Here is a 302-nt window from a genome sequence, read left to right as displayed (position 1 = left end):
TATGACGGCGTAAAACGGTTGCATCCCGACGGTAAGCTCTATGGTTTTATCCTGGGACCGGCCGGACTCATCAACCACGAGTACAAGGAACTTACCGGTGACATCATTGACGAATACCGCAACACAGGTGGTTTCGACATCATTGGATCGGGAAGGACCAAGCTGGAAACACAGGAACAGTTCGACAAGGGGCTGGAGATACTGAAAAAGCTCGACATCAAGGCCCTGGTGATCATCGGAGGTGATGACTCAAACACCAACGCTTGTGTGCTGGCCGAATATTACGCCGCCATCAATGCCGG

General features: G+C 52.0%; 1 protein-coding gene. It reads left to right on the top strand.

What is annotated here, in order from left to right; translation table 11 throughout:
* Positions 1–302: 6-phosphofructokinase (locus B3Z75_RS07610; protein WP_294069519.1), on the top strand; the 302-nt coding region annotated here is incomplete at both ends.

It is taken from the genome of Proteiniphilum sp. UBA1028 (assembly GCF_002316955.1).
Taxonomy (GTDB): Bacteria; Bacteroidota; Bacteroidia; order Bacteroidales; family Dysgonomonadaceae; genus Proteiniphilum.
This window is presented reverse-complemented; position numbering and strand designations above follow the sequence as displayed.